The sequence below is a fragment of the Streptomyces sp. NPDC048604 genome, from assembly GCF_043199435.1.
Lineage (GTDB): Bacteria > Actinomycetota > Actinomycetes > Streptomycetales > Streptomycetaceae > Streptomyces.
Map to the genome: position 1 here is coordinate 533,657 of NZ_JBICVX010000003.1, position 26,629 is coordinate 560,285.

A 26,629-nucleotide genomic window follows, 5' to 3' on the forward strand; every position below is an offset into this window, starting at 1 on the left:
CGCGCGGAAGAATGGGGCCATGAGCCAGCAGCCCGCCGAGGTCCCGGTCCAGAACGACGCCCAGCCGACCGCCCAGCCGTCGATCGGTTCCATAGCCGCGCACCGCCCGCACGCCGTCAACCACGCCGGCCCGGTGTCCGACCTGGAGCCCGACCTGGACGCCGACCTCGACGTGTACGAGGACCACGGCGACGGCGAGGGCGCGGAACTTCCCCAGGGGCGCTTCCTCGACCGCGAACGCAGCTGGCTCGCCTTCAACGAGCGCGTCCTGGAACTCGCCGAGGACCCCCACACCCCGCTCCTCGAACGGGCGAACTTCCTGGCGATCTTCGCGTCCAACCTGGACGAGTTCTTCATGGTCCGCGTCGCCGGCCTCAAGCGCCGCATCGCCACCGGCGTCGCCACCCGCTCCGCCTCCGGACTGCAGCCCCGCGAGGTCCTCGACCTGATCTGGACCCGCTCCCGCGAGCTCATGGCCCGGCACGCCGCCTGCTACCAGCAGGACGTCGCCCCGGCCCTCGCCGACGAGGGCATCCACCTGATCCGCTGGCCCGAGCTCACCGAGAAGGAGCAGGCCCGCCTGTTCACGCTGTTCCGGCAGCAGATCTTCCCGGTGCTCACCCCGCTCGCCGTCGACCCCGCGCACCCCTTCCCGTACATCTCCGGCCTCTCGCTCAACCTGGCCGTCGTCGTGCGCAACCCGGTCAGCGGCCACCGCCACTTCGCCCGGGTCAAGGTCCCGCCGCTGCTGACCCGCTTCCTGGAGGCCTCCCCGCAGCGCTACGTCCCGCTCGAGGACGTCATCGCCGCGCACCTGGAGGAGCTGTTCCCCGGCATGGAGGTGCTGGCGCACCACATGTTCCGGGTGACCCGCAACGAGGACCTCGAGGTCGAGGAGGACGACACCGAGAACCTGCTCCAGGCCCTGGAGAAGGAACTGCTGCGCCGCCGCTTCGGCCCGCCGGTCCGCCTGGAGGTCGAGGAGTCCATCGACCCGTACGTGCTCGACCTGCTGGTCCGCGAGCTGAAGATCTCCGAGTCCGAGGTCTACCCGCTGCCCGGCCCGCTGGACCTCACCGGCCTGTTCGGCATCGCCTCCCAGGACCGGCCCGAGCTGAAGTACCCGAAGTTCGTCGCCGGCACCCACCGCGACCTCGCCGAGGTCGAGTCCGCGTCCGCGCCGGACATCTTCGCCGCGCTGCGCGAACGGGACGTGCTGCTGCACCACCCGTACGACAGCTTCTCCACCTCCGTCCAGGCCTTCCTGGAGCAGGCGGCCGCCGACCCGGACGTGCTCGCGATCAAGCAGACGCTGTACCGGACCTCCGGCAAGTCCCCGATCGTCGACGCGCTCATCGACGCCGCCGAGTCCGGCAAGCAGGTCCTCGTCCTCGTCGAGATCAAGGCCCGCTTCGACGAGCAGGCCAACATCAAGTGGGCCCGCAAGCTGGAGGAGGCCGGCTGCCACGTCGTCTACGGCCTGGTCGGCCTCAAGACGCACTGCAAGCTCTCCCTGGTCGTCCGCCAGGAGGGCGAGACGCTGCGCCGGTACTCGCACGTCGGCACCGGCAACTACCACCCCAAGACCGCCCGGCTGTACGAGGACCTCGGCCTGCTCACCGCCGACCCGCAGGTCGGCGCGGACCTGTCCGACCTGTTCAACCGGCTCTCCGGCTACTCCCGCCGGGAGACCTACCGGCGGCTGCTCACCGCCCCCAAGTCCCTGCGGGACGGCCTGATCCAGCGGATCAACAAGGAGGTCGCCCACCACCGCGCCGGGCGCCCCGCCTACGTCCGCATCAAGGTCAACTCCATGGTCGACGAGGCGATCATCGACGCCTGCTACCGGGCCTCGCAGGCCGGCGTCCCGGTCGACATCTGGGTCCGCGGCATCTGCGCGATCCGCCCCGGCGTCACCGGCCTCTCGGAGAACATCCGGGTCCGCTCCATCCTCGGCCGCTTCCTGGAGCACTCCCGGATCTTCGCCTTCGGCAACGGCGGCGAGCCCGAGGTGTGGATCGGCAGCGCCGACATGATGCACCGCAACCTGGACCGCCGCATCGAGGCCCTGGTCCGGGTCTCCGACCCGGCCCACCGGGCCGCGCTCTCCCGGCTCCTGGAGACCGGGATGTCCGACACCGCCTCCTCCTGGCACCTCGGCCCGGACGGGAACTGGACGCGGCACGCGACCGACCCCGACGGCCAGCCGCTGAAGCACGTCCAGGAGATGCTCATCGACGCGCGGAGGCGCCGGCGTGCACAACCCTGAATACCCCCGGGCCGCGACGGCGGCGCAGCCGGCGGCGGTCGACGGCGACAGGCCGCCCGCGGCGGGGAAGCCCACGGCAGGGGAGCCCACGGCGCGCAGGCCCGCGGCCGGGGACCTCACGGCAGGAAGGCCCGCGGCCGGGGACGCCACGGCGGGAGAAGTGCTGGCGCCCTACCTGCACGCCCGCGCCGGTGACTTCCTGCGCAGCCTGCGGCTGCACGCGGAGAGCGGCGCGGACACCGGAGGCGCGGAGGAGGCCGCCCGCGCGCTGCGCGGCGCGGCCCGCCGGATCAGCGGCAGCCTGCACACCTTCCGGGTGCTGCTCGACTCCGGCTGGGCCGACGACCTGCGCACCGAGCTGGCCTGGCTGTCCGGGACGCTGGCCCTGGAACACGCCTGCACCTCCCGGCTCGTCCGGCTGATGGACGCGCTGTCCCGCCTGTCGGGCGCCGGGAACGGGACCGCCGTACCGGCCGCACGCGCCGCGGAGGGCGGAGCGCACGGGCTGACCGTCGGCGCGGCCCGCGCCGGGGCGCTCCTGGAGCGGCAGCTCACCCTGGCCCGGACCCGGGCGCACTCGGCGGCGCTGCAGGCACTGGGCTCGTCCCGGTTCCACGCCGTCGCCGACGCCGTGGCGCTGCTGGCCTCCGAGGTGCCGCTGGGCCCGGCCGGCGCGGCCCCGGCCGCCGAGGTCCTGCACGCCCCCGCCGAGGTCGTCGAGCGGAAGCTGCTCGACGCGGTCTCCGTACTGCCGCTGGCCCGCGCGGCGCACCCGTACAACGCGGAGGCCCTGGAGCTCGCGGCCGGCGAGACGCAGGACGCCCCCTGGCACCGGGCCCGCCAGCTGCTGCGGCTGCACCGGTACGCCCAGGAGGCGGTACGCGGGGACCTCGGCCCGGACCCGGTCCTGTTCGACGCGGGCCGCGCGCTGGACCGGCACCGGGACGCCGCCGAAGCCGCCGCCGCGGCCGCCACGGCGGCCCGTACCCCGCGCATCGCCCCGGCCACCGCGTACGCGCTCGGCGTGCTCCACGCCGACCAGCGGCACGAGGTCGAGGCGGCCCGCTACGCCTTCCAGCAGACCTGGCAGCGAACGGCGGCCCCCGTCTCATGACCACCGCCCCCACCCCGATCCTGGCCGCCGGCTGCGTGCTGTGGCGACGCTCGCCGTACGGCGACGGCGAGCTGGAAATCGCCGTCGTCTATCGGCCCAAGTGGTCTGATTGGTCCCACCCGAAGGGCAAGCAGAAGCGCGGGGAGGATGCCCGGCACTGCGCTGTACGGGAGGTGCTGGAGGAGACCGGCATGACGTGCGACCTGGGTACTGAGCTGCCCACAAGCCACTACCAGGTCGAGGGGCGCCCCAAGGAGGTCCGCTACTGGGCGGCGGAGGCCGCTGGTGGTTCGTTCAGACCCAGCCGGGAAGTGTCCCGGATGCTCTGGCTCTCCCCAGAAGCCGCGCGAGCCCGCTTGACTCGGGAAAGGGACAGGGCACTCGTCGACGACCTGCTCACCCTGTGGGGGCCGCGGCCTCCCGACTCCAGACAGGCCTGAGCAGCGTCGGATCGAACGGGGCTTTGTCGCTGACACCCGTCGGCACGGGTAGGACGAGTACGCGGGCCAGTACCCGGGAAATCACCTCGCGCCTCTCGTCCAACCCCATGCCCTCCCACTTCTCACGGCTCCACCCACGCAGCAGGTTTCGTTTCGCCTCCGCCAAGAGGTGTTCCCGCCTTTCCACCATGCCCTCGACGTTCCTGTTCAGACGCGCGAGGAGATCTCGGACGTCGCCCCAGGCCGTCTCCCCTGCGGCTACGGACTCCTCGATCTCCTGTCGTTGCGCACGAAGCACATTCAGCTTCTCCTCACCGCGCCACGCGACCGTCTCTGCCGTGGTGTCGGCGAAGTACTCGTCCAAGTGGGCGAGGGTCAAGCCCTCCAGGTATCGGTCCACCGGCTCCACCCGTCGACCGATGCCCTTGCAGTTGGCGTCTCCGCACCTGTAGTAGTCGCCGTACTTGGCATTCCTGCCCGTTGCCTTGTTGCCGCTGAGCTTCGAGCGACAGACCTCTCCGAAGTCATTGAGCCGCCCGCACCGCAGAACTCCGGAGAAGAGATACATCCGCGTCTGCGCGGCATCCGCAGGCCGGCGTGCATTCCCCTCCCGCTCCATGCCTCGGTGCAAGCGCGCCGCGTTCACGCCGGTCATGATGGTCTTCCATGTTTCGACTCCGATTCCCTCCAGCTCTTCGTCGACACAGTCCCACTCCCCGATCACGGGCTCGCCGCTCTCGGGGTCCGCCACCAGTACACCGTTGAGAACGCGACCGCCCCACCAGGCCGGATTGGTGACGAGAGCCTTCACTCCTTGTTCCGACCAGCGTCCTCCCCGTGCCGTCCCGACACCTCGTCTGTTCAGATCGCCGGCGATCCCGCGCCACGACGTCCCCGCGCTACGCGCCTTGATCATGGCCAACAGGTGCGGCCACTCCTCTTCGTTCCTGTGCTTGTTGCCGAGTCGATAGGGGTCCCTGGAGGCGCCCAGCCAGCCGAATCGGCGCGGCCCCCCGTAGACCCGGCCCTCCTCCGCACGGTCGGCGCGGCTCCTCGCCGCACGGGAGCGCGCTCTGCCCACTTCCGCCACCGCGAGAGCGAGGCCGTCGTCGTGCGCGAGATCCAGCAAAGTGGAACCTTCGATGAAAACGCCGTCACCGGCCGTGATCAGAGCATCCTGAAACGCGACGAAGTCGCGGGGAAGGCGGTAGACCCTCTCACGCTCGACGCTGACACACCCCGCACGGGGATCCCGGACGCCCGCTCACGACCGTGCATGATGTCCTGGCACATCCGGCGGAACGCCGGGCGCGCCACTCCGGCCTTCGCAGCTGTCACATTGCTGTCCTCGTAGTGCAATACCACCGCGCAGCCCTGCCGCTCCGCGCTTCTGATGTTGTTCCTGTGCTGGCGTGCGACGCCGATCGAGTCGCCGTTCAGCCGGTCCGCGGAGACCCTGGCGTAGGAGATCAACGGCGTCCGCCCACCCAACCAGCCCTCCGGTGTGCCCCCCGCACCGTGCCTTTCGGCATGGTTCACCTGCCGTTCACTCTCATCCGTCGACGGCTTCACCTGATCTGCCTAATTTCGGCTGTACAAGGTGCACGGCACTGCGCCGCGACACTCAACCCGACACACGCCGCCGTAGAACAGCCTCGACGCCAAGGTCAGGGCGGGCGGCTTCTGGAAGGAACACCCGAAAGTGAAGCTTTCGCGCAAGAACGGGCTTCGCGCCTCCGCGATCGGTGCCCTCGTCGTCTCCGGCGCCCTGGTCCTGTCGGCGTGTGGTTCGGACGACAACACCGGCGGCGCCGACGGCGGCGACAAGAAGACGACCGCTGCGTCGAACATCAAGTGCGACGGCGCCAAGGGCCAGCTGCTGGCCGCCGGCTCCTCCGCCCAGAAGAACGCGATGGACCTCTGGGTCAAGAACTTCCAGGCGGCCTGTGAGGGCGTCGAGGTCAACTACCAGCCCATCGGCTCCGGCGGTGGCATCACCAAGTTCAACCAGGGCCAGGTCGCCTTCGCGGGCTCCGACTCCGCCCTGAAGGACGAAGAGGTCGCCGAGTCGCAGAAGATCTGCAAGGGCGGCAAGGGCGTCAACCTCCCGATGGTCGGCGGCCCCATCGCCATCGGCTACAAGCTGAACGGCGTGGACAACCTCGTCCTGGACGCCTCCACCATCGCCAAGATCTTCGACAACAAGATCACCAAGTGGAACGACCCGGCGATCGCCAAGCTGAACCCGGGCGCCAAGCTGCCGGCCTCCACCATCCAGGCCTTCCACCGCTCCGACGAGTCGGGCACCACCCAGAACCTGGGCAAGTACCTCTCGACCGCCGCCGCGGCCGACTGGAAGCACGACCCGAAGTCGAAGTCGTGGCCCGCCCAGGGCGGCCAGGCCGCCAACGGCTCCTCCGGCGTCGCGACCGCCGTCAAGGGCACCGAGGGCTCCATCGGCTACTTCGAGCTCTCCTACGCGACCTCCAACAGCATCTCCACGGTCGACCTGAACACCGGTGCCGCCGCCCCGGTCAAGGCCACCACCGAGAACGCGTCCAAGGCCATCGCCGCCGCCAAGGTCAAGGGCACCGGCTCCGACATGGCCCTGTCCCTCGACTACGCGACCAAGGCCGAGGGCGCCTACCCGCTGATCCTCGTCACCTACGAGATCGCCTGCGACAAGGGCAACAAGGCGGAGACCCTGCCGACCCTGAAGGCGTTCCTCAACTACACCGTGAGCGAGGAGGGCCAGAAGGTCCTCGCCGAGGCCGGCTACGCCCCGCTCCCGGCCGAGATCGCGGCCAAGGTCCGCACGATCGTCCCGACCCTGTCCTGATTCCAGACCGGGACCGGCCCGTCCAGCACCCCTGACGGGCCGGCCTCGGTATCCGGTGCACCGCCGCCAGGAACCCCCCGGGGTTCCGCAGACCGGAGAGTCCCATGGCTACTACCACAACGACACCACCACCCATAGAGAGCCGGAGTGCCAAGAGCACCGGCCGCGCCGGAGACCGGATCTTCCTCGGTCTGTCCCGCGGCTCCGGCATCACCCTTCTGGTGATCATGGCTGCGATCGCGGTCTTCCTGACCTACCGCGCCACGCTCGCCATCTCGAAGGACAGCACGAACTTCCTCACCACCTCCGAGTGGAACCCGGCCGGCACCCCGCCGGTCTTCGGCATCGCCGTCCTCGCCTTCGGCACGATCGTCTCCTCGATCATCGCCATGGCGATCGCGGTGCCCGTCGCGATCGGCATCGCGCTGTTCATCTCGCACTACGCGCCGCGCAAGCTGGCCGCGCCGCTCGCGTACATCGTCGACCTGCTCGCCGCCGTGCCCAGCATCATCTACGGCCTGTGGGGCGCGATCTTCCTGGTCCCGTACCTGGACGGCCTGAACCTCTGGCTCGACCAGTACATGGGCTGGACGTACATCTTCGACAAGTCCAGCGACGGCCCCGCCCGCTCCCTGTTCACCGTGGGCATCCTGCTGGCGATCATGATCCTGCCGATCATCACCAACGTGACCCGCGAGGTCTTCCTCCAGGTCCCCCGGATGCACGAAGAGGCCGCCCTCGCCCTCGGCGCCACGCGCTGGGAGGTCATCCGCATGTCGGTGCTGCCCTTCGGCCGCTCCGGCATCATCTCCGCCTCGATGCTCGGCCTCGGCCGCGCGCTCGGCGAGACGATGGCCGTCGCCGTCGTGCTCTCCCCCAGCTTCCTCATCTCGGGCCACCTGCTCGACCCCGGCGGCGGCACCTTCGCCCAGAACATCGCCTCCAAGTTCAACGAGGCGAACGAGTTCGGCCGTGACGCGCTGATCGCCTCCGGTCTGGTGCTCTTCGCCATCACCCTGCTGGTCAACGGCGCCGCGCGTTGGATCATCGCCCGCCGCAAGGAGTACTCGGGGGCCAACGCATGATGACCGCCATACAGGACCGTCCCAAGGTCGCCGTCGTCCAGGACCCCCTGAGCCACGCGCGCCTCCCGCGCTGGACGCCGTTCGCCGTCGCCGCCGGCTCGATCGCCGCCGCGATCGGCATCGGACTCGGCGCCGGCTGGCACAGCCGCCTCCAGTGGGGCATGATCGCCGCGCTGCTCTTCGTCCTCGTCACCTTCGCCGTGACCACCAAGGTCGAGGGCAAGCGCCAGGCCAAGGACCGGGTCGCCACCAGCATCGTCTGGGTCTGCTTCGTCCTCGCCGTCGTCCCGCTGCTCTCGCTGGCCTGGACGACCATCAGCAAGGGCCTGGAAGTCCTCGACCCGTACTTCCTGAGCCACTCGATGAACGGCGTCCTCGACGCCGAGGCCGGCGGCGGCATCTACCACGCGCTGCTCGGCACCATCGAGCAGGTCCTCATCGCCACCGCGATCGCCGCGCCGATCGGTCTGCTGACCGCGGTCTACCTGGTCGAGTACGGCAAGGGAAAGCTCGCGAAGGCCGTCACCTTCTTCGTCGACGTCATGACGGGCGTCCCGTCGATCGTCGCGGGTCTGTTCATCCTCGCCACCTGGAACCTGATGCTGGGCTTCGGCCCCTCCGGGTTCGCCGGCGCGATGGCCCTGGCCATCCTGATGATGCCGGTCGTGGTGCGCTCCACCGAGGAGATGCTGAAGCTCGTCCCGAACGAGCTGCGCGAGGCCTCGCTGGCCCTCGGCGTCCCGAAGTGGCGGACGATCCTGAAGGTGGTCCTGCCCACCGCGATCGGCGGCATCACCACGGGCGTCATGCTCGCGGTCGCCCGCATCACCGGTGAGACGGCCCCCGTCCTCCTCCTCGTGTTCGGTACGAAGCTCATCAACCCGAACCCCTTCGAAGGCGCGCAGTCCTCCCTGCCGCTCTACGTGTACGAGCAGTACGCGGTCGGCACCGACGCCGCCGTGGCCCGCGCCTGGGCCGCCGCGCTGGTCCTCATCGCCTTCGTCATGATCCTCAACCTGGTGGCCCGCGGCATCGCCCGCTGGAAGGCCCCGAAGACCGGCCGCTGACCGCGGTCACCTCTGGAAGTGAACTGATATGGCCAAGCGAATCGACGTCAGCGGCCTCTCCGCCTACTACGGCGCCCACAAGGCGATCGACGACATCTCCATGACCGTCGAGCCCCGCTCGGTGACGGCCTTCATCGGCCCCTCCGGCTGCGGCAAGTCCACGTTCCTGCGCACCCTCAACCGCATGCACGAGGTCATCCCCGGCGGCCGGGTCGAGGGCAAGGTGATGCTGGACGACGAGAACCTGTACGGCGCGGGTGTCGACCCGGTCGCCGTGCGCCGCACCGTCGGCATGGTGTTCCAGCGCCCTAACCCCTTCCCCACCATGTCGATCTTCGACAACGTGGCGGCGGGTCTGAAGCTCAACGGCAAGTACAAGAAGGCCGAGCTGAACGACATCGTCGAGCGCTCCCTCAAGGGCGCGAACCTCTGGAACGAGGTCAAGGACCGCCTGAACAAGCCGGGCTCCGGCCTCTCCGGCGGTCAGCAGCAGCGTCTGTGCATCGCCCGCGCGATCGCGGTCGAGCCCGACGTCCTGCTGATGGACGAGCCCTGCTCGGCCCTCGACCCGATCTCCACCCTCGCGATCGAGGACCTGATCGGCGAGCTGAAGGAGCGCTTCACGATCGTCATCGTGACGCACAACATGCAGCAGGCCGCCCGCGTCTCCGACCGCACCGCCTTCTTCAACCTCTCGGCGGTGGGCCAGCCCGGCAAGCTGATCGAGCTGGACGACACCGAGCGCATATTCTCCAACCCGTCCGTCCAGGCGACCGAGGACTACATCTCGGGCCGCTTCGGCTAAAGACGTCCTGCGGTGCTGCATGGCGGTGCCACCGCAAGGCGAAGGGCCCGCTTCCCCCACAGGGGAAGCGGGCCCAATTTCGTATCGGCGTATCGGCGCCCTTCGGGCTCCACCCGAGCTCTACCCGAAGAACAGCCTGACCACGTAGTAGCTCAGCGCAGCGACCACCGCGGCGGCCGGCATCGTGACGAACCAGCCGAGGACGATGTTCTTCGCGACCCCCCAACGCACCGCGTTCACCCGCTTCGTCGCCCCGACGCCCATGATCGCCGAGGTGATCACATGCGTCGTCGAGATCGGCGCGTGGAACATGAAGGACGCCGTGTACATCACGGACGCCGCCGTCGTCTCCGCCGCGAACCCCTGCGGCGGGTCCAGCTCGATGATCCGCCGGCCCAGCGTCCGCATGATCCGCCAGCCGCCCGCGTACGTACCGAGCGACAGCATCACCGCACAGGCGATCTTGACCCACACCGGGATCTCGTCGCCCGCCTGCTCGACATCGGCGATGACCAGCGCCATCACCACGATGCCCATCGTCTTCTGGGCGTCCTGCAGACCGTGCCCGAGCGCCATGCCCGCCGCGGACACCGTCTGCGCGATCCGGAAGCCCCGCTTGGCCTTGTGCGGGTTCGACTTGCGGAACATCCACAGGATCACGCACATGACCAGGTAGCCGAGGAGCAGACCGACGACCGGCGAGACGAACATCGGGATGACGACCTTCTCCAGCACTCCCGACCAGATCACCTCGATCCCGCCGGCCAGCGCCGCGCCCACCATGCCGCCGAAGAGCGCGTGCGACGACGACGAGGGCAGGCCGAAGTACCAGGTGACCATGTTCCACACGATCGCGCCGACCAGCGCGGCGAAGAGGATGCCCATCCCCTTGCTGCCCTGGGGCGTCTCGATCAGGCCCTCGCTGACGGTCTTGGCGACCCCGCTGCCCAGGAACGCGCCGGCGAGGTTCATCACCGCCGCCATCGCCAGGGCCGCGCGCGGGGTCAGCGCACGCGTCGAGACCGACGTGGCGATCGCGTTCGCCGAGTCGTGGAAGCCGTTGGTATAGGTGAAGCCGAGCGCGACACCGATGGTCACGACCAGAGCAAAGGTGTCCACGACGCCTCAGGACTCCTTGACCGCGATGGTCTCCACCGTGTTCGCCACGTGCTCGAAGGCGTCGGCGGCCTCCTCCAGCACATCCACGATCTGCTTCAGCTTGAGCACCTCGATGGCGTCGTACTTGCCGTTGAAGAGGTGGGCGAGCAGCTTGCGGTGGATCTGGTCGGCCTGGTTCTCGAGCCGGTTGACCTCGATCCAGTACTCGGTGAGCTTGGTCATCGTCCGCAGGTGCGGCATGGCCTCGGCCGTCAGCACGGCCGCTCGCGCCAGCACCTCGATCTGCTGCTCGACGCCCTTGGGCAGTTCCTCGACGTTGTAGAGGACGACCAGGTCGACGGCCTCCTCCATGAAGTCCATGATGTCGTCGAGGGACGATGCGAGGGAGTAGATGTCCTCGCGGTCGAACGGCGTGATGAACGAGGAGTTCAGCTGATGGAAGATCGCGTGGGTGGCGTCGTCGCCCGCGTGTTCCGCCGCCCGCATGCGCTCCGCGATCTCGGCACGGGCGGAGGAATCCGCACCGAGCAGTTCCATCAGGAGCCTCGAGCCCGTGACGATGTTGTCCGCTGACGCGGCGAACATGTCGTAGAAGCTCGTCTCCCTGGGGGTCAGACGAAAGCGCACAAGGGGTCCTCGGGGTGCATGGGTTTCGGTCAGGCTGATGCTAGGCGCATCATCCGGCCACGGCTAACCGGCGTCTTTCAGTGTCGCCCATCGGGCACAGTGATCTGCACGGGCCCCGGCCGCATTCGGCCAGACCCGGTACCATATACCCACGAGGGGTATACCGACCCTTTCTGGACAGCGGGAGGACGCGATGACGACCACCGAGGCCACGACCACCGACACGGACCAGGTCACCCCCGAGGCCGTCGAGACTGCCGACCACGCCCACGGAGTGCACGGCTACCACAAGCAGAAGGACGAGCACCTCAAGCGGCTGCGCCGGATCGAGGGCCAGATCCGCGGCCTCCAGCGGATGGTGGACGAGGACGTCTACTGCATCGACATACTCACGCAGGTCTCCGCGTCCACCAAGGCGCTGCAGTCCTTCGCGCTCCAGCTGCTCGAGGAGCACCTGCGGCACTGCGTCGCCGACGCCGCCCGCACCGGCGGCGACGAGATCGAGGCGAAGGTCGAGGAGGCCACGAAGGCCATCGCGCGGATGATGCGTACCTGACGGGATCCGGACGGACGGGATCCGGAGGGGGACGGGGTCCGGGGGCTCGCGTACCCGACTAGTTCCGGCCATCGCCGGAAGCGGCACGGCGCGGCGGCACGAGGTCGGGGGTCACCCTGAGGACCTCGTCGATACGGTCCGCGCTGAGCCGCTCCCCGTCCGCGGCGGAGGCCGCGATCATCAGTTCGCCGCACAGCTCGATCTCGGCGAGGGCGATGAGATCGTGGTCCAGGACTATGGTCGAAGGGGGCGGAGCCACGCGCATTCACCTCTTCCTGCCGGCCTGCCGGTGCGGTCTCCTAGCGTAGGGAGCGCGACACGCACCGCGCATGGCACGTCCGGACCATTTGCGCCCTGGCCCGGGCGGCACCCGGCACCTCCCGGATGCCTTCGGGCCACGATCCGTGCGCCGCTTCAGGCCCCGACCCGTGCGCCGCTTCAGGCCTCGATCCGGCCCGCGTAGATGTCCCGCGGATCCGGCAGCCGCACCTCGACCGGAGCGCCGAAGCCGTACAACAGCGTCGTCGACGCGACCGCGACCGTACGCCCCTGGCTCGGATAGCTGAACCGGTGCCGCACCTTCCGCAGCCGCCCCGCCTCGTCCAGATACGCGTCGAACGGCACCGCGTCCGTGGCGAACCCTTTCGCCGCGGCAAGGAGCGCCCCCCGGACCTGCGGCGAGGCGAGCTTCGCGGCCCGCGCGATATCGGTGACACCCCGGTAGTGGCGCACCTTCACCCCGGCCAGGTCGGCCTCGCCCACGTACCGCACCTCGTCCGCCCCGCGCAGCAGCTCGACCGCGGCGGCCGGGTCGGTCGCCCCGCCGGTGACGAGATTGCCGTCGACGAGCGTGTGGGTGTCGATCCGCACCCACTTGTCGGCGGGCACCCCCGCGCCGCGGTTCTTCATGTACAGCGCCCCGGGCGCGAGCAGTTCCGTGATCGGCCGGTGCTCCTCGGCCCCGGCGGCGTCCTGGGGCAGCATGACCTTCAGCGTGCCCATCCGCTGCCGGAAGTCGTACGTGCCCTCGCCGCGGATGGTGACCCGGGTGCCGCCGGCCGCCATCTCCATCGACGTGCTCGCCTTCGACGTACCGGCCCGCGCCAGCACCGCCGACGCGTCCCGGACCGCACGGACGGGGTCCACGCCCCCGCTACGGGCGCCCGCCCGGTCGCCGGAACAGCCGCCGAGCGAGCCGCCGAGGGCCGTCGCCCCGACCACCGCGGCGACGGCCAGCGCCGCGCCCCTGAGCTTGTGCTGCTGCTCTGCCATCGCCTGCCAACCCCCAACGCGGTCCTGCGGTTTGCCGGGCCCACCCAGCCGTCCTAACGACGGCCGGGGGGACCTCGTCACGCGCAGGTACGGTGGAGAGGTGCAGGACCAGCCCCGCCATGAGACGACCACCACGGAGCGCGGCTCCTTTGCGCTCGCCCGCTGCACCTGCGGCTGGACGGGACCGGCCCGCAGATCACGGGACCGCGCGCGAACGGACGCGGCGGCGCACTTGGCGCCGCCGCGTACGAGCGAGTCGGTATTGGGCTCCGGCAGATCCTGAGGGGGTACGGCCGTCAGGCCGCCAGGTCGCTGTCCCCCGCGCCCGTACCCGTCCGGGGCTCCGGGATGCCGACCGTGTCGGCGACCGCCTGCCGGTCCGCCCGGCGGGAGCGGACGAGCCGGCCGGCCGTCCGCGAGCGGGCGACGGCGGAGACCAGCGGCGTCAGCAGCGCGAGCGCCAGCGGGGCCAGGAGCAGTGCCACGGCCGTGCCGAGCGCGAAGCCGCCGATGACGTCGCTGGGGTAGTGCACCCCCATGTACACACGGCAGAAGCCCTCGGCGAGCGCCAGCGCGATCCCGACGAGGCCGAACTTGCGGTGCGCGACGAAGAGCCCGACGCCGAGGGCCATCGCCAGGGTGGCGTGGTCGCTGACGAACGAGTAGTCCGTCTTGCCGCCGATCAGGACCTCGAGCCCCTCGTGGTCCCGGAACGGCCGGGGCCGCTCGACGAATCCGCGGATGGGGATGTTGACCAGCAGGGCGACGCCGGCCGCGAGCGGGGCCCAGATGAGCCCGGCGACGCCGGAGACCGAGTCCGCGAGCGAGCCCCGGCGGCGGACGCTCCACCAGCAGCCCAGCCCGACCAGGACCATGGCGAGCATGATGCCCCACTCGCCGGTGAACTCCATGACGCGGTCGAACCACGGGGGCGCGGACTTCGCGAGGCCGTTGATGTCGAAGAGCAGGCTGACATCGGGGTTCGAACCGTCCGATGCGAGTCCAGCCATCTGCTGCTGCCCCTTGTCGATGCGATTACGGATACGGATGCGGATACGGATGCGGTCCGAACGGGGAACGAGGCGCTCCGCGCATACGTTCCACGGTCGCCCCGAAGATCACCCCGACGTTATCGAAGAGTGCCGCGTCGCCCCAGCTCAGGGCCGTACTTCACGCAGAGTCCCCCGTCACGCGGCACCACCCGCCACGCACCACCCGCCACGCGCCACCCGTCACGCGGCACCCGTCACGCGTCACGCGGCAATCGTCATGCGCGTCACGCACGGGGCAGGCCTGTCGGCAGCGCCGCTGCCCCGTCCTTCGTGACCCGGGTCGCGCCGAAGTAGTCCGGCGTGTCGATCTTGTCGAACCGGATGACGGCCCCAGTGTACGGCGCGTTGATCATGTACCCGCCGCCCACGTACAGCCCCACGTGCCGGATCGCCCGCGAGTTGTTCAGGTCGTCGGAGAAGAAGACCAGGTCCCCCGGCAGGAGTTCGTCCCGCGACGGATGCGGACCGGCGTTGTACTGGTCGTTGGCCACGCGCGGCAACTCGATGTCCACCGTCCGGTACGCGGCCTGGGTCAGCCCCGAGCAGTCGAACCGGCCGCCCTGCTCCGGCGTGCCGTTGCCGCCCCACAGATACGGCGTGCCCAGCTTCTGCTGCGCGAAGTAGATCGCCCCGGCCGCCTGCCGGGACGGCTCGATCCGGCCCACCGGCCGCGCGAAGCTCTTCTCCAGCTCGCGGATGATGCGCACGTAGTTCTGCGTCTCACGGATCCGCGGCACCCCGCCGGACTTGATGACCCGGTAGGCCCCGGCGTTGTACGCGGCGAGCATGTTGTTCGTGAGGTCGCCCGGCACCTTCTTCACGTACCCCGCGAGCTCGCAGTCGTACGAGGCCGCACTCGGGATCGCGTCGTTCGGGTCCCAGACGTCCCGGTCGCCGTCCTTGTCGCCGTCGATGCCGTGCCCGGCCCAGGTGCCGGGGATGAACTGCGCGATGCCCTGCGCGTTGGCCGGGCTGACGATCCGCGGGTTCCAGCCGCTCTCCTGGTACAGCTGCGCGGCGAGCAGCGCCGGGTTGATGGCCGGGCAGAGGTTGCCCCACTTCTGGACCAGTCCCTGGTACGCGGCCGGCACCGCGCCCTTGGCGAGGGCCACCGTCCCGTTCTTGCCGTTGCCGGCGCCCCCGATGAGCCCGGCGGCGGCCGAGTACGTGCCGACGACCAGGAGAACGACGAAGCTCAGGCAGGCCCCGACCGACACACCGGTGACCACCCACGCCTTACGCACCGTCAACCACCCCTAGGGTCTTGGCAGTCCATTCCGCCCAGGATAGGCGGGCAGGACGGTCAGCCGAAGGCCAGCAGGGCGACCAGGCTCAGAATGACCGTCAGGTGCGGCAGCAGCCCGGCGCACGCCACCAGGATCCGGACCCGCCGCCACCGGTACCGCCACGGCAGCGCGAGCGCGACGAGCACCGCGGACGGGGTGAGGGTGAAGATCCCGTAGTAGGCGAGCGACATCGCCGTCAGCGGCCCGGTGACCCCCGCCGGGCAGTGGTCGGGCCCGCAGCCGTCCGTCGCCATGGTGGAGAAGCCGTACACGAGCACCACCAGGACGTGCACGGCGACCGCGACGAGCGCCACCGCGAGCGACGGCGTCCACGCCTGCCGGTCCCGCTCCTCCGGCCCCCGCGGCGCCCGGCGCTGCGCCGCCCAGTACGTCCGCGCGTACACGGCGTCCCACTGCTTCGTCGTCATACGCCCATCACACCGCGGGGCGGGCCAGGCGGCGTCGGTACGGCTACTCATCCGGGGCGCCGGCCGTACTCAGCCACGGGAGCCCGCGGGTACTTTCAGCACCTCCACCAGACTCGAGCAGCTGTCCCCGGCGTGACCGGAGGCCACACCGCGCCGGAAGACCTCGGCGACGGCCGCGGGCAGGGTGCCGTCGACCCCGGCGTCGCGCATGGTGTGCAGGACGTGTTCGGCGCTCGCCAGCCCCATCGCGAGCCGGTCCACGTCGCCCGAGTGGTCCCCCGCGTCGACGCGGGGCGTGTAGAACTCCAGGAACTGCGTCAGGTTCGTCGCGTCGAGGGCCAGCGGGAGGATGTCCGCGGCCTTCAGCCCGTGCGCGCCGGCCAGGGCCACCGCCTGCCAGTAGCTGGTCAGGGACGTCCAGAACATGACCATGTTGAGCTGGTAGAGGAGGGCCGCGAGACCCGGGTCCTCCCCTTTGTACTCGGCGGCGGTGAGCACCTCCAGAACCGGGCGGTGGGCCTCGAACACGTCCGGCGGCCCACTGTAGAAGGTGGTCGCCTCCGAGGACCCGATGCCGGACGGCGGCGTCAGCACCCCGCCGGTCAGATGCCCGGCCCCGCGCTCGGCGGCCCACGCCGCCCCGGCTCGCGCCCTCTCCGGTGTGTCGGAGCTGAGGTTGACCAGGACCCGACCCGCGAACACGGCCGGGTCGACCCCGCCGAGGACGGCGTACATGGCGTCGTAGTCCGTCAGGCTCAGCACCACCACCCCGGCGGCCCGCACCGCCTCCTCGGCCGACCCGGCCAGTCCGGCCCCGCGCGCGACGAGAGCGTCGGCCCGGGAGGGGGTGCGGTTCCAGACGGTGACCGGGTGGCCGCGATCGAGGAACGCCCCGGCCATCGCCTGTCCCATGGGCCCGAGCCCGATGACGGTGACGCTCGCGTTGCTGTTGTGACCGTTGCTGCTGTTGTCGCCGTTGTCGCCGCCGATACCGCGGTCGCTCATGACTCATCGCCTCTTCCAGTGGAACGAACTAGAACGAACGCTCTATCCAGAGCACGGGCAGGACCGTAGCACAGCCCTAGAACGAACGCTCTACTCAGCGGCCGGGTAGGCTCCCCCCATGCAGACCAGCACCCGTGACCGCATCGTCGTGGCCGCCGCCGGCCTCATCCAGCGCCAGGGCTACGTGGGCACGGGCATCAAGCAGATCGCCAAGGAGGCCAAGGCCACCCTCGGCTCCGTCTACCACTTCTTCCCGGGCGGCAAGGAGGCCCTGGCGGTCGCGGCGATGGAGCACGGCCGGGAGGAGTTCGCGGCGGTGCTGCGCACGGCCCTCGACAGCGAGGACGACCCGGCCGCCGCCGTCGAGGCCTGCGCCCGCCTCCTCGCGAAGGAACTGCGCGCCTCCGAATGGACGGAGGGCTGCCCGATCACCGCCGCCGCCCTGGAGACGCTCGGCTCCGACAACCCCATCCAGCGCGCCTGCGCGGCAGCCCTGCACGACTGGCAGACCCTGGTCGCCGACCGGCTCCTCCGCTCGGGCCTGCCGGCGGCCGACGCCCGCGACCTGGCGGCCACGGTCATCAGCACCCTGGAGGGCGCGGAAGTGACCGCCCAGGTGACCCGCGACGAGGCCCCCTTGCTCCTGGCTGGCCGTCACCTGGCGCGACTGGTCAGGTCCTACACCCCGTAGGGCCCGGGCCGTCCGCGTGGACGACCCGGGCCTCGCGGCCGGCGGCACACTGGTGCGGCCGAACCGGCCCGCCGGTCAGGCGAACTGCACGTACCCGCCGGTCACCGTGGAGCCGATGCTCGTGCAGGAGGCGTACGACCACTGCTGGTCGCGGACCCAGGGACCGGGCACGGTCCGCCCGTCGGCGCACCGGGCCACGGCCCGGTAGAGGCCGCTGTCGAAGCAGGACGCACCGAACCGCGTGCTGTCCTTGACGGTCCGGCAGGTGGCGGCCTGCTCGGCGGGCGCGGCCGACGCGGCGGAGGCCGCGGGGGCGAGGAGCAGGGTGGAACCGAGTGCCACTGCGGCGGCGGATACGGCGGTGAGCTTGTGCGTGAACATGGTCTTTCCTCCCCTGTCGTGGGTGTGGTGTACGTGGCTGGTGTTACTGAAGTGCTGCATGTGGCTGATGTGGCGAAGTGGAGCCAGGCGTAAGAAGACCACCCGTGAGGCTGGCGAGGAAGGGCCCTGCCGATGCATGGCGCGTTTCGACCGCTGCCGCGGCCGAAGAGGCGCCGGGTGCGGGGGTTGCTCGTGGGCTTCTGGTGGGGCCGCCCTCTGATCGAGTGTGGCGACTGGAAGGGGAGCGTCAAGGGCGCTCCTCCGTCGCGTCGCTTCGCGATTCCGCTGACGCTCCACCCTTGACCCACCCCTTCCACCCGCTGCTTCACACTCGGAGGGCGGCCCGGGGGCCGGGCCCACGCAAGGGCGTACGGGGTGCCTGAGCGCATAGGGCGACCGACGGGTGAGTGGAGGGTCGGGGAGGCGCGGCAGTTGAATGGGGTGCCCTATGCCGTCTCGGCGACCCCCGGCCGTCGCGGGGCGGAGCCACATGCCCCGCTGGTCAATGCCCGGTGGAGACGAGAAAGACGGGCCCGTGGCAGCGGTAAGCCGGTTGGCCGTCGTTTCGGTGCACTTAACTCCCCGAAGCGATACGGACGTGACGAGACGGGTCTCATGTGACTGACGAGACTTCACCCCTCGCTCCAGTGGCGCGAAACGACGAAGTCCGGCCCCTACTCCCTCCACCAGCCCCTCCCGCCCCACCGGGCAATGACCAGCCGGGCATGCACCCCGGACGCGTGGCGGGGGCCGGCCGCCGAGACGGCAATCGGCACCCCACTCAACCGGTGCGCCCCGCCCACCAACCCGCCGGCCGCCCGCCGAACCCCAGCCACAGCACAGGCCCCGCGCGGCCCCGCCCCCCGGCCGCCCTCCGAGTGTGAAACAGCCCCCTCCGGCGGGCCGTCAAGGGTGGAGCGACAGCGGAATCGCGAAGCGACGCGACGAAGGAGCGCCCTTGACGGCCCGACGGAGGGGGCCACACTCGACAAGAGGGCGGCCGCACCAGAAGCCCACCCGCAACCCCCACCCCAAGAAACGCCCAGGCCCGCCGCCCCGTACGCGCCCTGAGGTGTAACAACGACAGTAATTGCCCGGAGTCACCCTGCGTGATACACAGAGTGACGATACGTGTCTTCGCATACAACCAGCCCGCGCCACCGCAGGTCAGCGCAGTCGGCTCGGTCAAATGTGCGGGGATCGGGTAAAGAGAGCCGCCAAGCCGTCACACGCGGGCGGTTTCATCAGCGAAGATAGGGCGATGACCCATGCCATCAGGCAGGGGCGACGAACTACCCAATAGGGGCGGTGAGTTACATGTACCTGGCGGCCGAGAAGGGCGACATCACCACCATCATCGGCGGAATCGCTCCCAACTGGGGGCCATTCGGGAGCCTGGGCAACGAGGCCCGCGTGATGATCGAGGTCGTGATGGCCGTGGCCATCCTGCTCTGCCTCGGCATCGCGATCTGGGGCGCGGCCAAACAGCGCATCGGCGCGACCGCCCTGCGCGACACGTTCAGCGCCGAACAGGGCAAGGGCCTGATCGTGGCCGGCCTGACCGGCGTGTTCATCATCGGATCGCTGGGGACGCTGTTCACCATCGTGTACGGAATGGCTGTCTGACCGCCCCTGATGTCCAGTCACCACACCGTGAGAGCAGCACGACCACTGTCGAACCCGCGAAGGGTTGAGGGGGCGTACCCGGCATGAGCCTCGGCGACCAGAACGACGGCTACGAGGGCGGTGTGGGCGGCGCGGGCCAGACGCGTACGCGCCTCCCGGAGGGCGCCACCGGCGACCCGTACGGCGGCCGCCGCCCCGCCGCGCGCGGCTCGCGCTCGCTGATCACGGTGGTGGGCGTGGTGGTCCTCCTGATCGCCGCCATCGCCTTCGCCAACCGCGGCGACGACGACCCCGGCACGACCACCCCGAACGCCAAGAACCCCGGCGCAGCCGCCCCGACGTCGGCGACGGGGGTGGGCCCGGTGGGCAAGGGCTGGGCCAAGGACGAACAGGGCGCGCAGAGCGCGGCGGCGAACTACGCGGTGGCGCTGGGCTCGGACGGCATGTTCAAGAAGGACAGCCGCCACGAGATCGTGGACGCGGTCTTCACCGTGGACGCCGCCGCCAAGCTGAAGGGCCCGCAGGACGCCGCGTACTCCGAGGAGTTCCTGACGAAGCTGGGGCTCGACGCCGAGGGCAACGCGCCGTCGGGCAGCACGTTCGTGTCCCGAACGGTCCCCGTCGGCTCCAAGGTGGAGAGCTTCCGTGGCGACACCGCGCGCGTGTCGGTCTGGTACATGGGTCTGATCGGCATGTCCGGTCCCAACTCGATCGACCCCGTCACGACCACGTGGAAGACGTGGACGTTCGACCTGAGCTGGTCGGACAACGACTGGAAGGTCATGTCGGACGACCAGAAGGACGGGCCCGCCCCCGTCCCGGGCGACGCCATCGCCTCCAGCGCCGACGAGATCAGCAAGGCCGTCGACGAGTACGGAGGCTTCACCTATGCCCGGTAGCCCGCGGCAGGCCCGAACCGTCGTCACCGCGCTAGTGGCCGTGCAAACGGCTGTCTTCATGCTCGCCGCGCGAGCCACGGCGGCCCCCAGCCCCACCCCGACCCCGACTCCCAGTCCGTCGCCCTCCGGCAACAACCCGTGCGACCTCCTGATCGGCCCCGCCAAGGAGTACTGCGAGAAGGGCCAGTCCGGGTCCACGACCACCGCCCCCGACCCCACCTCCGCCCTGGACCCCCTCACCTCCCTCGCCCGTGGTTGTGCCGACGCTGCCGTGGCGATCGTGGACGCGTTGTCGAAGGCGGTCAAAGAGACGGCCGAGGTCGACTTCACCAACTCCGCGTTCCTCGCCCGCTACGCCGTCGTCTTCGCCGCCGCCACGTTCCTCACCCTTCTCCTCTGGCTGCTCGCGGTCGCGAAGCGGGCCATCCGGGGCGTGCCGCTCACGACGGCGATCTCCGAGGCTGTCGGGTTCCTCTGGCTGACCGTTCTCGCGTCCGCGTTCACGCCGCTGATCCTGTACACCGTCGTCTCCGCCACGGACGCCGTCACCGAGGTCATCGCGTCGGGTACGAACCAGCAGACCGACGTCTTCTTCGGCAGCTTCAAGCAGGCCCTGCAGAAGGGCGACAGCATCGGCGGCGGGCCGATCATGCTGATCATCGTGTCGCTGGTGACCGTCCTCGCCGCGGGCGTGCTGTTCCTCGAACTGTTCCTGCGCGCGGTCCTGCTGTACGTCGGCGCGCTCCTCGGCGTCGTCGTGTACTCCGGGCTCGTCGACAAGAACATGTGGGGTCATGTCCGCCGCTGGGCCGGGATCATGATCGCGGTGATCCTGGTCAAGCCGGTCATCGTGATCGTCCTCGGTCTCGCCGGCGCGCTCAGCTCCGGCACCGGGCCCGACTCGTTCTCCGCCGTCGTCTCGGGCCTGGCGATCATCCTGCTCGCGATCTTCGCCTCCGCGATGATCTACCGCTTCGTCCCGGGCTTCGGCGACGAGATCGTCGCCTCCCGCAACAACCGCCTGCACCGCGCCGGCGAGAACGCCGCCGCAGCGGTCATCTCCTCGCCCGCCTCCCTCGTCTCCCAGGGCATCAAGACCCACAGCACCCGCGACAACGGCGGCGGCAACGGCGGCAACAGTGCCGCGGGCAACGCCCGCCCCGCCAATGCCGTCTCCGGTGGCGTGGCCGCCCACAGCAGCCGCGGGGGCGGCGGCGGACCTGTCCCCTCCGCCGCACCCCCGCCCCCGCCCCGCCGTAGCGGCGGCAACGCCGCCCCGACCGCGGGCACCCCGCACAGCAGCCGCAGCAGCAACAACACCGGAAGCACAGGAGGTGGAGGGCGTTGACGACCCACTCCCATGCGGTCGCGCCCCGCCGCACGTATCTCATCGGCCGGGCCCGGCCGAACGCGATCGTCGGCAAGAACCGCGAGACCGGCGAGATCGCGCTGATCATCGCGGGCGCGTTCCTCGGCATGATGAGCGGGCTGCTGGTCCCCGTCCTGTCCCTGCGGATCGCGCTCCTGACCGGTTTCCCGATGCTGGCGCTCGCCGCCGTGTACGTCCCGTACAAGCGGCGCACGTTCTACAAGTGGTTTGAGATCAACCGCAGCTACAAACGGATCCTCAAGCAGGGCACCGCCTACCGCTCCGGCGCCGTCGAGGCCGGCACCCGCCTCGACGGGCGCGAGGTCGAGATCGGCCCGCCCCCGGGCATCGGCCGCATCAACTGGCTCGCCGCGCCGTTCGGCCCGGACGAGATCGCCGTCCTGCTGCACGCCGACCGCCGCACCGTCACCGCCGCCATCGAGATCGAGGGCCCCGGCGTCGGCCTGCGCGACAGCGAGGACCAGGAGGCCCTGGTCGACCGCTTCGGCACGCTGCTCAAGCATGTCGCCAACGGCGACGGCTTCGTCACCCGCCTGCAGATGCTGGCCCGCACCCTGCCCGCCGACCCCGACGCGCACGCCAAGGACGTCGCCCAGCGCGGCGACGCCGGCGCGCCCGCCTGGCTCCAGCAGTCGTACGACCAGCTGCAGTCCATGGTGTCCACGTCCAGCGAGCAGCACCGCGCCTATCTCGTCGCGTGCATGCACTACACCCGCGAACTCGCCGCCGAGGCCAACGCCATGGCCCGCGCCGCCCGCGCGGCCAGCGGCGCGAAGAAGCTCGACCAGGACGCCGGCCTCGCCGTCGTCATGGCCCGCGAGCTGACGGACATCTGCGCCCGCCTCGCCGAGGCCGACATCCGTGTGCGCCAGCCCCTCGGCCAGTCCCGGCTCGCGTCCCTCGTGCACTCCATGTACGACCCGGACCACCCCATCGACCACATCCAGGCGATGACGAAACGAAACGCTTGGCCCGCCGAGCTCGACGCCGTGGAGCCCACGTACCTCCAGGCCAAGACCCGCGAGTCGTCCACCCGCGCCCCCTGGTGCCACTCCACGGCCTGGGTGAAGGAGTGGCCGATGACGCCCGTCGGCGTCAACTTCCTCGCCCCGCTGCTCGTCCACACCCCGGACGTGATCCGCACGGTCGCCGTCACGATGGACCTGGAGCCGACCGAGGTCGCCATCGAGCGGATGCTCACCGAGAAGACCAACGACGAGGCCGAGGCCAGCCGCGCCGCCAAGATGAACCGCACCGTCGACCCGCGCGACATCGCCGCGCACGGCCGGCTGGACCAGCGGGGTGAAGATCTCGCCAGCGGGGCGGCAGGAGTCAACCTGGTCGGGTACATCACTGTGTCGTCGCGTTCCCCCGAGGCCCTGGCCAGGGACAAGCGCACGATCAGGGCCTCCGCCGGCAAGTCGTACCTGAAGCTGGAGTGGTGCGACCGCGAGCACCACCGGGCCTTTGTGAACACCTTGCCGTTCGCGACCGGCATCCGCCGCTGACCGCGGCCTAGCGCCGATAGGGGCCCTGATCCTGATGCGAGACCCGCTGTCCGTCCTGACCGAAGCCTTCACCTCCTTCCTCTTCGGCAAGGTCGAGACGACCCGGCTGCCGGTACGGACGTCCACCGGGCAGGCCCAGGCCGTCTACCTGCCGACGGCCGCGCCCGGCCTCGGCGACTCGGGCGTGATCATCGGCCGCGAGGTGTACAGCGGCAAGGGCTACATCTACGACCCCTTCCAGCTGTACGGCCAGCAGCTCCCCGCCCCGCACTGGCTCGTCCTCGGCGAGTCCGGCAACGGCAAGTCGGCGCTGGAGAAGACGTACGTGCTCCGGCAGCTGCGCTTCCGCGACCGGCAGGTCGTCGTCCTCGACGCACAGGGAGAGGACGGCGTCGGCGAATGGAACCTGATCGCCCAGGAGCTGGGGATAACTCCGATCCGGCTCGACCCGCTGGTGGCCGTGGACGCCGGCATCCGGCTCAACCCGCTCGACCCGTCGATCACCACCACAGGCCAGCTCGCCCTGCTGCGGACCATCATCGAGGTCGCGATGGGCCACGGCCTTGACGAGCGTTCCGGCTTCGCGCTGAAGGTGGCGCACGCGTACGTCAACGAGCACATCACCGACCGGCAGCCGATCCTCACCGACATCGTCGAGCAACTCCGCCACCCGGAGGCGGAGTCGGCGGAGGCGATGAACGTGGACATAGACGACGTACGGGCCTGGGGCCTGGACGTCGCCCTCGTCCTGGACCGGCTGGTCGACGGCGACCTGCGCGGCATGTTCGACGGCCCGACGACCGTCGGCATCGACCTCGACGCGCCGTTGATCGTCTTCGACCTCTCGCACATCGACCGCAACTCGATCGCGATGCCGATCCTTATGGCGATCGTCGGCGTGTGGCTGGAGCACACCTGGATCCGCCCCGACCGGAAGAAGCGCATCTTCCTGGTCGAGGAGGCCTGGCACATCATCAACAGCCCGTTCGTGGCCCAGCTGTTCCAGCGGCTGCTGAAGTTCGGCCGACGGCTCGGCCTGTCCTTCGTGGCGGTGGTCCACCACCTGTCCGACGTGGTGGACGGCGCGGCGGCGAAGGAGGCCGCGGCGATCCTGAAGATGGCCTCGACACGGACCATCTACGCCCAGAAGGCGGACGAGGCGCGGTCGACCGGCCAGGTCCTCGGCCTGCCCCGGTGGGCGGTCGAGATCATCCCGTCGCTCACGCCGGGCATCGCCGTCTGGGACGTCAACGGCAACGTGCAGGTGGTCAAGCACCTGATCACCGAGGCCGAACGCCCGCTGGTCTACACGGACCGGGCCATGACGGAGTCCTCGCCGCACGACCTCCCCGAGGACGTGCGCGAGGCGGAGTGGGAGGCGGAGCGCCGGGCCGCGCTGATCGAGCAACAACAACGCGCGGAGCTCGGCGAGTCGTCCGAGTCGACAGTGGCGTAGACAGGCTCAGGCTGACGTAGGCAGGCTCAGGCACAAGGTCTGGGCAGACGTGGGCCCGGGCACAGGACGGATCCGGGCACGGTACGGGACGGTACGACGGTGGCAGTGGAACGGCGCGGGGGCGACGGCATCCCGGACAGCCTGCTGGTGGGGCTTCTCGGCTTCCTGGCGGGCCTGATGGCCCTGATCTGGACGGCGACGGGCCTGGCCGGCCTGTTCGCGCACGGCGCCTGGCCGGACGGGGTCACCTTCACCCGTGCCCCGCTGGCCGCCCGCGCCCTCCTGGGCGCCCCGGACGACCTGGCGGCGGCCTGGCCGTCGACCCCGCCGGGCCAGCTGTCGGGGTACGGGCTGTTCTGGGGCCTGCTGATCGGCGAGCTCATGGTCCTGGTGGTGCTGGCGGTGTTCGTGGTGGGCACGCTGGCCCGCTGGAAGGAGGTACGGGCGAGGGGCCGTTCGCAGGCGAAGGCAGATGCGAAGGCGAAGGCGGATAGGAAGTCGGACAGGAAGGCGAAGGCGAAGGCGGCCGAGCACGGCGCGCAGGCAGCTGCCGCTCCCACGGGGGCACCCGTGGAGTCCGTTCCGTCCGAACCGGTACAGCCCGCCGTACCCGAACCACTACAGCCCGCCGCACCCGAACCCGTACAGCCCACCCCGCCCGCCCCATCCGTCCCGTCGGTCCCGGCCGCCGCCGACCCCGCGTACGACCTGCCGCCGGCTGCGGCCACCCTCCTCCCGGCCCCCCGCACCCCCCGCCTGGTCTACGGCGCCGCGGCCGCGCGGCGGCCGTCGGCGCTGCGGGCGGTCCAGGAGGCGGACGGAGCGGCGCTGGTGGTCACGTCCGACCCGTCGCTGTGGGGCGAGACGAAGGACGCCCGGGCCAAGCTCGGTCCCGTCCTCCTCTACGACCCCGGCCACCTCTGCGACACCCCGGCCCGGCTGCACTGGGCGCCCACCAGCGGCTGCGAGGACCCGGCGACGGCGCAGGAGCGGGCGGCGGCGCTGCTCGCCCCCGTACGGCCGCCGTCGCGGCTCGACGCGGCGCTCGCGGAGAGCGCGGAAACGCTCCTGCGCTGCTGGCTGCACGCCGCCGCCGTGGACGGCCGGCCGTTCAAGCAGCTGCTCCGCTGGGCGCAGGGCACGGGCGCGCACGAGCCCGTACGGATCCTGCGCACCCACCCGAAGGCGGCCGCCGGGTACGCGGGCCTGCTGGAGTCCCAGCTGACGGCGCACACGGAACGCCGGGACATGGCGCAGGAACTGACGGCGCGCGCGCTGGCGGCGCTGTCGTCGGTACACATCCGGGACGCCTGCACGCCGAACCGGGCCGATGCGCTCGTCCTGGAATCATTCGTCCACGAAGGGGGCACCCTGTACGTGGTGGGTGAACCGATCGAGGACCCGCGGACCCGCCCCGGCGCGATGCCGCTGCTCACCGCCCTCGCCGCAAGCGTGGTCGAGTACGGCCGCCGCATGGCCGCACGGTCATCCGACGGTCGGCTCGACCCACCACTCACCCTCGTCCTCGACGACGTCGCCGCGGTGGCCCCGCTGCCGCAGCTCCCTGAACTCCTCGCCACCGGTCACGACCAGGGCCTCCCCACCCTGGTCCTGCTCCGCTCCCAGGAACAGGCCCGCGCCCGCTGGCCCCGCCCACTCCCCCAGCCCTGACCCCACCGAAAACGGGCCCGACCCGGACAGCTCACCCCACGGC

General features: G+C 70.7%; 27 protein-coding genes. 16 read left to right on the forward strand and 11 right to left on the reverse strand.

The window, feature by feature from the left end:
• Window positions 1–19 precede the first annotated feature (19 nt).
• Genes ACGFMM_RS09130 through ACGFMM_RS09140 form a run of 3 tightly spaced genes read left to right on the forward strand, consistent with a single transcriptional unit; the run spans window position 20 to window position 3,823 of the window.
• On the forward strand, window positions 20–2,269 hold the full coding sequence (locus ACGFMM_RS09130; RefSeq protein ID WP_393644617.1) for an RNA degradosome polyphosphate kinase: 2,250 nt from the start codon (window positions 20–22) through the stop codon (window positions 2,267–2,269).
• On the forward strand, window positions 2,256–3,383 hold the full coding sequence (locus ACGFMM_RS09135) for a CHAD domain-containing protein (RefSeq protein WP_393644619.1): 1,128 nt from the start codon (window positions 2,256–2,258) through the stop codon (window positions 3,381–3,383). Before ACGFMM_RS09130 ends, ACGFMM_RS09135 begins: the two co-directional genes overlap by 14 nt.
• Entirely contained in the window at window positions 3,380–3,823 is a 444-nt protein-coding gene (locus tag ACGFMM_RS09140; RefSeq protein WP_393644621.1) for an NUDIX hydrolase, read from the forward strand. The genes ACGFMM_RS09135 and ACGFMM_RS09140 overlap by 4 nt, the downstream gene beginning before the upstream one ends.
• On the opposite strand, the gene ACGFMM_RS09145 is transcribed toward ACGFMM_RS09140, so the two are convergent.
• On the reverse strand, window positions 3,780–4,952 hold the full coding sequence (locus ACGFMM_RS09145; RefSeq protein WP_393644623.1) for a recombinase family protein: 1,173 nt from the start codon (window positions 4,950–4,952) through the stop codon (window positions 3,780–3,782). The two genes, ACGFMM_RS09140 and ACGFMM_RS09145, sit on opposite strands and share 44 nt — an antisense overlap.
• Before the next feature lie 38 nt (window positions 4,953–4,990).
• Window positions 4,991–5,395, reverse strand: coding sequence for a recombinase family protein (locus ACGFMM_RS09150; RefSeq protein WP_393644625.1), 405 nt, complete (start codon window positions 5,393–5,395; stop codon window positions 4,991–4,993).
• A 130-nt stretch (window positions 5,396–5,525) separates the two neighbouring features.
• Here ACGFMM_RS09150 and pstS point away from each other — a divergent pair, with 130 nt between their 5' ends.
• From pstS to pstB, 4 genes are all read left to right on the forward strand, one after another.
• A complete protein-coding gene (pstS, locus tag ACGFMM_RS09155) occupies window positions 5,526–6,662 on the forward strand; it encodes a phosphate ABC transporter substrate-binding protein PstS (protein WP_393644627.1) in 1,137 nt (378 codons plus the stop codon).
• A 104-nt stretch (window positions 6,663–6,766) separates the two neighbouring features.
• Window positions 6,767–7,747 (forward strand): phosphate ABC transporter permease subunit PstC, encoded by a 981-nt coding sequence (gene pstC, locus ACGFMM_RS09160; RefSeq protein WP_393644629.1) that lies wholly within the window; start codon window positions 6,767–6,769, stop codon window positions 7,745–7,747.
• On the forward strand, window positions 7,744–8,814 hold the full coding sequence (gene pstA / locus ACGFMM_RS09165) for a phosphate ABC transporter permease PstA (protein WP_393644631.1): 1,071 nt from the start codon (window positions 7,744–7,746) through the stop codon (window positions 8,812–8,814). The genes pstC and pstA overlap by 4 nt, the downstream gene beginning before the upstream one ends.
• Before the next feature lie 28 nt (window positions 8,815–8,842).
• On the forward strand, window positions 8,843–9,619 hold the full coding sequence (gene pstB, locus ACGFMM_RS09170; RefSeq protein ID WP_393644633.1) for a phosphate ABC transporter ATP-binding protein PstB: 777 nt from the start codon (window positions 8,843–8,845) through the stop codon (window positions 9,617–9,619).
• Window positions 9,620–9,739: 120 nt separating this feature from the next.
• Here the strand turns inward: pstB and ACGFMM_RS09175 are convergent, their stop codons facing one another.
• Both ACGFMM_RS09175 and ACGFMM_RS09180 read right to left on the reverse strand, forming a co-directional pair.
• Window positions 9,740–10,738, reverse strand: coding sequence for an anion permease (locus tag ACGFMM_RS09175; protein ID WP_393644635.1), 999 nt, complete (start codon window positions 10,736–10,738; stop codon window positions 9,740–9,742).
• Window positions 10,739–10,744: 6 nt separating this feature from the next.
• Window positions 10,745–11,365, reverse strand: coding sequence for a DUF47 domain-containing protein (locus ACGFMM_RS09180; RefSeq protein ID WP_393644637.1), 621 nt, complete (start codon window positions 11,363–11,365; stop codon window positions 10,745–10,747).
• Between the two features lie 193 nt (window positions 11,366–11,558).
• Here ACGFMM_RS09180 and ACGFMM_RS09185 point away from each other — a divergent pair, with 193 nt between their 5' ends.
• Window positions 11,559–11,921 (forward strand): metal-sensitive transcriptional regulator, encoded by a 363-nt coding sequence (locus tag ACGFMM_RS09185; RefSeq protein WP_393644639.1) that lies wholly within the window; start codon window positions 11,559–11,561, stop codon window positions 11,919–11,921.
• A 58-nt stretch (window positions 11,922–11,979) separates the two neighbouring features.
• Here the strand turns inward: ACGFMM_RS09185 and ACGFMM_RS09190 are convergent, their stop codons facing one another.
• Window positions 11,980–12,186, reverse strand: a complete 207-nt coding sequence (locus tag ACGFMM_RS09190; RefSeq protein ID WP_393644641.1) for a hypothetical protein — start codon at window positions 12,184–12,186, stop codon at window positions 11,980–11,982.
• 173 nt (window positions 12,187–12,359) lie between these two features.
• Complete coding sequence (locus ACGFMM_RS09195) at window positions 12,360–13,193, reverse strand: hypothetical protein (protein ID WP_393644643.1); 834 nt, start codon at window positions 13,191–13,193, stop codon at window positions 12,360–12,362.
• A gap of 100 nt (window positions 13,194–13,293) precedes the next feature.
• Here ACGFMM_RS09195 and ACGFMM_RS09200 point away from each other — a divergent pair, with 100 nt between their 5' ends.
• A complete protein-coding gene (locus ACGFMM_RS09200) occupies window positions 13,294–13,476 on the forward strand; it encodes a hypothetical protein (protein WP_393644645.1) in 183 nt (60 codons plus the stop codon).
• Between the two features lie 13 nt (window positions 13,477–13,489).
• Here ACGFMM_RS09200 and ACGFMM_RS09205 read toward each other — a convergent pair whose 3' ends face one another.
• The 4 genes from ACGFMM_RS09205 to ACGFMM_RS09220 form a co-directional block, all read right to left on the reverse strand.
• The gene (locus ACGFMM_RS09205) at window positions 13,490–14,203 is read right to left on the reverse strand and encodes a phosphatase PAP2 family protein (protein WP_393644647.1); all 714 of its coding nucleotides are present in this window, start codon (window positions 14,201–14,203) and stop codon (window positions 13,490–13,492) included.
• Between the two features lie 266 nt (window positions 14,204–14,469).
• Window positions 14,470–15,489 carry an NlpC/P60 family protein gene (locus ACGFMM_RS09210; protein WP_393644649.1) on the reverse strand — a complete coding sequence of 340 codons (1,020 nt, stop codon included), beginning with the start codon at window positions 15,487–15,489 and terminating at the stop codon, window positions 14,470–14,472.
• Window positions 15,490–15,548: 59 nt separating this feature from the next.
• Window positions 15,549–15,959: a hypothetical protein gene (locus tag ACGFMM_RS09215; protein ID WP_393644651.1), complete on the reverse strand. Its 411-nt coding sequence runs from the start codon at window positions 15,957–15,959 to the stop codon at window positions 15,549–15,551.
• 69 nt (window positions 15,960–16,028) lie between these two features.
• The gene (locus ACGFMM_RS09220; protein ID WP_393644653.1) at window positions 16,029–16,964 is read right to left on the reverse strand and encodes an NAD(P)-dependent oxidoreductase; all 936 of its coding nucleotides are present in this window, start codon (window positions 16,962–16,964) and stop codon (window positions 16,029–16,031) included.
• Between the two features lie 118 nt (window positions 16,965–17,082).
• Between ACGFMM_RS09220 and ACGFMM_RS09225 the strand changes: the two genes are divergently transcribed.
• Window positions 17,083–17,655 (forward strand): TetR/AcrR family transcriptional regulator, encoded by a 573-nt coding sequence (locus ACGFMM_RS09225; RefSeq protein WP_393644655.1) that lies wholly within the window; start codon window positions 17,083–17,085, stop codon window positions 17,653–17,655.
• 75 nt (window positions 17,656–17,730) lie between these two features.
• Here ACGFMM_RS09225 and ACGFMM_RS09230 read toward each other — a convergent pair whose 3' ends face one another.
• Window positions 17,731–18,036, reverse strand: coding sequence for a hypothetical protein (locus ACGFMM_RS09230; RefSeq protein ID WP_393644657.1), 306 nt, complete (start codon window positions 18,034–18,036; stop codon window positions 17,731–17,733).
• 1,317 nt (window positions 18,037–19,353) lie between these two features.
• On the opposite strand from ACGFMM_RS09230, the gene ACGFMM_RS09235 reads away from it, so the two are divergent.
• The 6 genes from ACGFMM_RS09235 to ACGFMM_RS09260 all read left to right on the forward strand — a co-directional run bounded on the left by ACGFMM_RS09235 (window position 19,354) and on the right by ACGFMM_RS09260 (window position 26,586).
• On the forward strand, window positions 19,354–19,662 hold the full coding sequence (locus ACGFMM_RS09235) for a hypothetical protein (protein WP_017945892.1): 309 nt from the start codon (window positions 19,354–19,356) through the stop codon (window positions 19,660–19,662).
• An 83-nt stretch (window positions 19,663–19,745) separates the two neighbouring features.
• Window positions 19,746–20,561, forward strand: coding sequence for a hypothetical protein (locus ACGFMM_RS09240; RefSeq protein ID WP_393644659.1), 816 nt, complete (start codon window positions 19,746–19,748; stop codon window positions 20,559–20,561).
• Window positions 20,551–21,909 (forward strand): hypothetical protein, encoded by a 1,359-nt coding sequence (locus ACGFMM_RS09245; RefSeq protein ID WP_393644661.1) that lies wholly within the window; start codon window positions 20,551–20,553, stop codon window positions 21,907–21,909. The genes ACGFMM_RS09240 and ACGFMM_RS09245 overlap by 11 nt, the downstream gene beginning before the upstream one ends.
• Window positions 21,906–23,459 (forward strand): SCO6880 family protein, encoded by a 1,554-nt coding sequence (locus ACGFMM_RS09250; protein WP_393644663.1) that lies wholly within the window; start codon window positions 21,906–21,908, stop codon window positions 23,457–23,459. Before ACGFMM_RS09245 ends, ACGFMM_RS09250 begins: the two co-directional genes overlap by 4 nt.
• A 34-nt stretch (window positions 23,460–23,493) precedes the next feature.
• A complete protein-coding gene (locus tag ACGFMM_RS09255) occupies window positions 23,494–24,915 on the forward strand; it encodes an ATP-binding protein (protein WP_393644665.1) in 1,422 nt (473 codons plus the stop codon).
• A gap of 177 nt (window positions 24,916–25,092) precedes the next feature.
• Window positions 25,093–26,586 carry a type IV secretory system conjugative DNA transfer family protein gene (locus ACGFMM_RS09260; RefSeq protein WP_393644733.1) on the forward strand — a complete coding sequence of 498 codons (1,494 nt, stop codon included), beginning with the start codon at window positions 25,093–25,095 and terminating at the stop codon, window positions 26,584–26,586.
• Window positions 26,587–26,629 lie beyond the last annotated feature (43 nt).